At 70.4% G+C, this 5,280-nt stretch carries 4 protein-coding genes; 2 read left to right on the top strand and 2 right to left on the bottom strand.

Features of this window, described 5'->3' with window-relative positions; genetic code table 11:
- Nucleotides 1–63: 63 nt before the first annotated feature.
- The gene (gene lpdA, locus ACFWEJ_RS27020) at nt 64–1,467 is read right to left on the bottom strand and encodes a dihydrolipoyl dehydrogenase (RefSeq protein ID WP_377232261.1); all 1,404 of its coding nucleotides are present in this window, start codon (nt 1,465–1,467) and stop codon (nt 64–66) included.
- Between the two features lie 88 nt (nt 1,468–1,555).
- Nucleotides 1,556–2,011, bottom strand: coding sequence for a ribonuclease HI (rnhA, locus tag ACFWEJ_RS27015; RefSeq protein WP_377232260.1), 456 nt, complete (start codon nt 2,009–2,011; stop codon nt 1,556–1,558).
- A gap of 106 nt (nt 2,012–2,117) precedes the next feature.
- On the opposite strand from rnhA, the gene ACFWEJ_RS27010 reads away from it, so the two are divergent.
- Nucleotides 2,118–2,999, top strand: coding sequence for an LLM class flavin-dependent oxidoreductase (locus ACFWEJ_RS27010; RefSeq protein WP_377232259.1), 882 nt, complete (start codon nt 2,118–2,120; stop codon nt 2,997–2,999).
- A 114-nt stretch (nt 3,000–3,113) separates the two neighbouring features.
- Nucleotides 3,114–5,270, top strand: a complete 2,157-nt coding sequence (locus tag ACFWEJ_RS27005) for an acyltransferase family protein (RefSeq protein ID WP_377232258.1) — start codon at nt 3,114–3,116, stop codon at nt 5,268–5,270.
- Nucleotides 5,271–5,280 lie beyond the last annotated feature (10 nt).

The raw sequence follows: 5,280 nt of genomic DNA, 5'->3' as shown, positions 1-5,280 counted from the left end.
GCGGAATTCCGCGGGTCCGGGCCTCTGACCAGGCTCGACGGCCGATGACGGCCGAGGGATCGACTAGAAGTTGATCATGTGCCCGGCGATGCCGTGGATCGACTCCTGCAGCGCCTCCGACAGCGTCGGGTGGGTGTGCACGTTGCGCGCCATCTCGTCGGCCGTGAGGTCCCACTTCTGCGCGAGCGTGAGCTCGGGCAGCAGCTCCGAGACGTCCGGGCCGATCATGTGGGCGCCGAGGATCTCGTTGTACTTGGCGTCGGCGACGAGCTTGACGAAGCCGGTCGGGTCGCCCAGGCCGTGCGCCTTGCCGTTGGCCATGAACGGGAACGAGGCGACCTTCACGTCGTAGCCCTCGTCCTTGGCCTGCTGCTCGGTGAGGCCGAACGACGCGATCTGCGGGGAGCAGAAGGTCGCGCGCGGCATGTTGCGGTAGTCGCCCAGCGTCTGGGTCTCGGCCCCGGCGATGGTCTCGGCGGCGACGACGCCCTGCGCCTCGGCCACGTGCGCCAGCATGAGCTTGGCGGTGACGTCACCGATCGCGTAGATGTGCGGCACGTTGGTGCGCATGTAGTCGTCGATGCCGATGGCGCCGCGGTCGGTGAGCTGCACGCCGGCGCTCTCCAGGCCGATGCCCTTGACGTTCGGCGCGAAGCCGACGGCCATGAGCACCTTGTCGACCACGAGCTCGCCCGGCTTGTCGTCCTTGACGCCCTTGAAGGAGACGGTGACCGAGGAGCCCTCGTCCTTCACGGTCTGCACGGCCGTCGAGGTCAGAACCTTGATCCCGAGCTTCTTGTACTGCTTGGCGATCTCCTTGGAGACGTCCGCGTCCTCGTTCGGCAGCGCACGGTCGAGGAACTCGATGATCGTGACGTCCACGCCGTAGTTCTTCAGGACGTAGGCGAACTCCATGCCGATCGCGCCGGCGCCGACGATGGCGATCGACTTGGGCAGGTCGCGCGTGAGGATCTGCTTCTCGTAGGTGACCACGTTCTCGGACAGCTCGACGCCGGGCAGCAGGCGCACCTCGGAGCCGGTCGCGATGATCGCGTTGTCGAAGGTCACGGTCTCGGTGCCGCCCTTGTTGAGGGCCACCTCGATGGTGTTCGCGTCGCGGAACGTGCCGCGGCCGTCGAGCTCCGTGATCTTGTTCTTCTTCATCAGGAAGTGGACGCCCTTGACGCGGCCGTCCGCGACCGTGCGTGAACGGTCCCAGGCCTTCCCGAAGTCGAACGTGACGTCTCCGGCCATGCCGAAGAAGTCCTTCTGGTGAGTGAAGATGTGGGCCAGCTCGGCGTTGCGGAGCAGAGCCTTGGAGGGGATGCAGCCCACGTTGAGGCAGACACCACCCCAGTACTTCTCCTCGATGATCGCAACGGACTTGCCGAGCTGGGCAGCGCGGATGGCGGCGACGTAGCCGCCGGGGCCCGCACCGAGGAGTACGACGTCGTAGTGGGAAGCCATGACTCAAGGGTATTGGTGCGCGCGAATCGTGGTGACGTGACTTCTGTCTCGTTGGCCGGACGTGGCGCCCGACGTGCCCCGTCGTGCGTCAGCGCACGCTGTCGACGCCCTTGTTCGCCAGCGCGTCGGCGCGCTCGTTGCCCGGGTCGCCGGCGTGGCCCTTGACCCAGACCCAGCTCACCTCGTGCTTGGCGACCTCCGCGTCGAGCGCCTGCCACAGGTCCACGTTCTTCACGGGCTGCTTGCTCGCCGTCCTCCAGCCGTTGCGCTTCCAGCCGTGGATCCAGGTCTTCATGCCGTTCATCACGTACTGGGAGTCGACGTGCAGCGTGACGACGGTGGGGCCCTTGAGCGCCTTGAGCGCCTCGACGACGGCGGTGAGCTCCATGCGGTTGTTCGTGGTGACCGGGTCCCCGCCGAACAGCTCCTTCTCGTGCGTGCCGGAACGCAGCAGCGCACCCCATCCGCCCAGGCCAGGGTTGCCCTTGCAGGCTCCGTCGGTCCAGATCTCCGCGGTCGGCCGCGTCGCGCTCGTGCTGGTCACGGGCCTCACCCTAACCGGCGGCCCGAACCGCCCGCCCGGGCCGAGTGTCAGTGGTCCGGCATAGCGTGTGAGTCGGCCCCGGTACGACGACGCATCAGGAGGACGGATGAAGTTCGGTTTCATCAGCAGCTTCGGCACCATCGACCAGCACGTGGCGCTCGCCCGCGAGATCGAGGAGCACGGCTGGGACGGCTTCTTCACCTGGGACGCCATCAACCTCGGCGGCGAGTGGGCCATGCCGGTCTACGACCCGTTCGCCGTCCTCGCGGCAGCGGCCGCCGTGACCGAACGCATCACGCTCGGCGCCATGGTGTTCGCCGTGCCCCGCCACCGGCCGTGGGAGCTCGCGCAGCGGGCGCTCACCGTGGACAGGCTTTCCGGCGGGCGTCTGGTGCTGCCCGTCGGCGTCGGTGTGACCGACGACCGGGGCTTCACCTCCGTCCCGGGCCAGCCCACGGAGCTGAAGGACCGCGCGGCCCTGCTCGACGAGACGCTGGCGTGGCTGGAGAAGTCGTGGTCGGGCGAGGAGTTCGAGTTCTCCGGCGAGCAGATCACCACGGGACCGTTCCGCTTCCCCGAACGCCCGGTGAACGGCCGGATCCCGGTGTGGCCGGTCGGCGTCTGGGACGCCGAGCGACCGCCCACCAAGAACCTGCGGCGCGCCCTGCGCTGGGACGGGATCGTCCCGCAGCTGCGCGGCACGGCGGACGACCTGACGACGGACGACATCGCCGCGCTGGTCGAGTGGCTCATGGCGAACCGGCCGGCGCCGACGAGCGCGGACGACACGAACGGCACCGGCACCGACCGCCCGTTCGACGTCATCCTCCAGGGCAAGCTGTCCAGCGACCCCGCCCAGGCGGCCGAGCAGGCCCGTGCCATGGCCGACGCCGGGGTCACATGGTGGATCGAGTCCTGGTGGGACCCGGCGAAGGACTCGGCGGAGTCGCTCCTGGAGAAGGTGCGCCAGGGCCCTCCGAACTTGTAGCAGGTAACATCTCCGTCCGCGCACTTTTCACCCTCTGTTTCACCCTGGTATTTCGAACATCGATCCAGGTCGTGAGCCAGGTGGAGAGGTATCCCGCGCAGACGGAGAGACGACGTGACGGACGACCGCCGAACCGCCCTGCGGGCAGACATCCAGGCCCTGCGGGCGGTAGCCGTACTGGCGGTCGTCCTGTTCCACCTGTGGCCCAACCGCCTCACGGGCGGGTACGTGGGCGTGGACGTGTTCTTCGTGATCTCGGGCTTCTTGATCACGTCGCACATCGTGCGGGACGTCGACGCGGGCCGGTTCTCGGTGACCGAGTTCTGGTCCCGCCGCATCCTGCGGCTCCTGCCCGCCTCCCTGCTCGTGCTCGCGGTGACCGCGGCAGGGGTATGGGCGCTCGCCCCGGTGCAGCACTGGGAGCAGTGGTTCCGGGAGATAGCGGCGTCCGGCCTGTACGCGGAGAACTGGGTGCTGGCCGCCGACGCCGTGGACTACCTGGCCGCCGAGAACGTGCCCTCGCCGGTGCAGCACTACTGGTCGCTCTCCGCCGAGGAACAGTTCTACCTGGTCTGGCCGCTGCTCATCGCGCTCTGCCTGCTGGTCGGACGACGGCTCCGCCCCGCCGTCCGGGCCGGCTCCGGCACCGTCACGCCGGGCACCGTCACGCCGGGCACCGGAGCCGGGCACGAGTCCCGGGCCCTGGACCGCGCCGGCCGGCGGGCTTCCTGGCGCCCCGTCGTGGCCGGGACGCTCGTCGTGGTGGTGGTCGCGTCGCTGGTGACCTCGGTGGTCTGGACCGGCGCCGACCAGGCCTACGCGTACTTCATCACCCCGACCCGGGCCTGGGAGTTCGGCGCGGGTGCGCTGCTCGCCTTCGTGCCGGCCCACACCGGCCGGTGGTCGACCGCTGCCGCCTGGGCCGGTCTGGCCCTCATCGGGGTCTCCGCCGTCCTGTTCACCGGGGCGACGCCGTTCCCCGGCGCGTGGGCTGCAGTGCCCGTGCTCGGCACCGTCCTGGTCATCTGGGCGCAGGCCTCCGACCGGTTCACGAGCCGCCTCGCCGAGCTTCCCCCCGTGCAGTTCCTGGGCGACGTGTCCTACGCCGTCTACCTGTGGCACTGGCCCCTGGTCGTGCTGGTCCCGTACGCAACGGGCCACGACCTGCGCACCCTCGACAAGGTGGCGATCCTGGCAGTCACGCTCCTGCTCGCGTGGGGCACCCGGCTGTGGGTCGAGAAGCCGGTGCTCGCCCACCGTCACCGGTTCCGGCCCCGGGTCACCTTCGTCACCGCCGCGGTCGTGGGCGCCGCCGTCGTCGGCGTCGCACTGCTCGGGGTGCACGCCGCCCGGGAGCACGTGCGCACCGAGCTCGCCCAGGCAGAGCAGGCCACCACCGCCGAGTGCTTCGGCGCCGCGGCGCGCCCGCCCCACGGCGAGCCCTGCACCAATCCCGACCTCGTCGGTACGGCCGTCCCCGCGCCCGAGGCAGTCGGCGACGACACGCCGGAGCCCTACACGGAGGGCCCGGACAAGTGCCCCGGGACCAACCGGGAAGACCCGGAACCCGTCGCGTGCGAGCGTGGCGACCGCGGCAGCGACGTCCGGATCGCGCTTGTCGGCGACTCGCACGCCGCGCACTACTCGAGCGCCCTCGTCGAGGCCGCCGAGACCAGGGGCTGGTCGCTGGACATCTACATCAAGGCCGGCTGCCCCTTCTCCGACGTCATGCGCGTGCAGGACGAGGTGCTGACCGCCGCGTGCGTCGAGTGGGTCGACCGCGCCCAGCAGGTGCTCGTCGACGGCGGCTACGACCTGGTCGTCACGTCACAGCTCAGCGGCGTCGACTGGGTGCCGCCCGCCGGGACGACGCCGGAGGCCTTCGCCGAGGACGGGCTGGCCACGCTGTGGGCCGGGCTCGCCGACCAGGGGCTGCCCGTGGTGGCCGTCGCCGACGTGCCCAAGCCCGACCCGACGGTGATCGACTGCCTGACGGACCCCGACGTCGACCTCGCCACGGACTGCCGCACCCCACGGGCCGAGGCGACGGGCCCGTTCGACCCGCAGCGGGGCGCCGTAAAGCAGCTCGGCCGGAGCGACGTCACGCTCCTCGACCTCACCGACGTCTACTGCGACACCCGCGAGTGCTTCCCGGTGGTCGGCGGCGTCACGGTCTACCGGGACGACAACCACCTCTCGGACACGTTCGCCCGCACCCTCGGGCCCTACGTCGCGAACGCGATCGCGCCCCTGCTGCGGTCAGGAGACTGACCGCAGCAGG

This window comes from Promicromonospora sp. NPDC060204 (assembly GCF_042728455.1).
Classification (GTDB): domain Bacteria; phylum Actinomycetota; class Actinomycetes; order Actinomycetales; family Cellulomonadaceae; genus Promicromonospora.
This window is presented reverse-complemented; position numbering and strand designations above follow the sequence as displayed.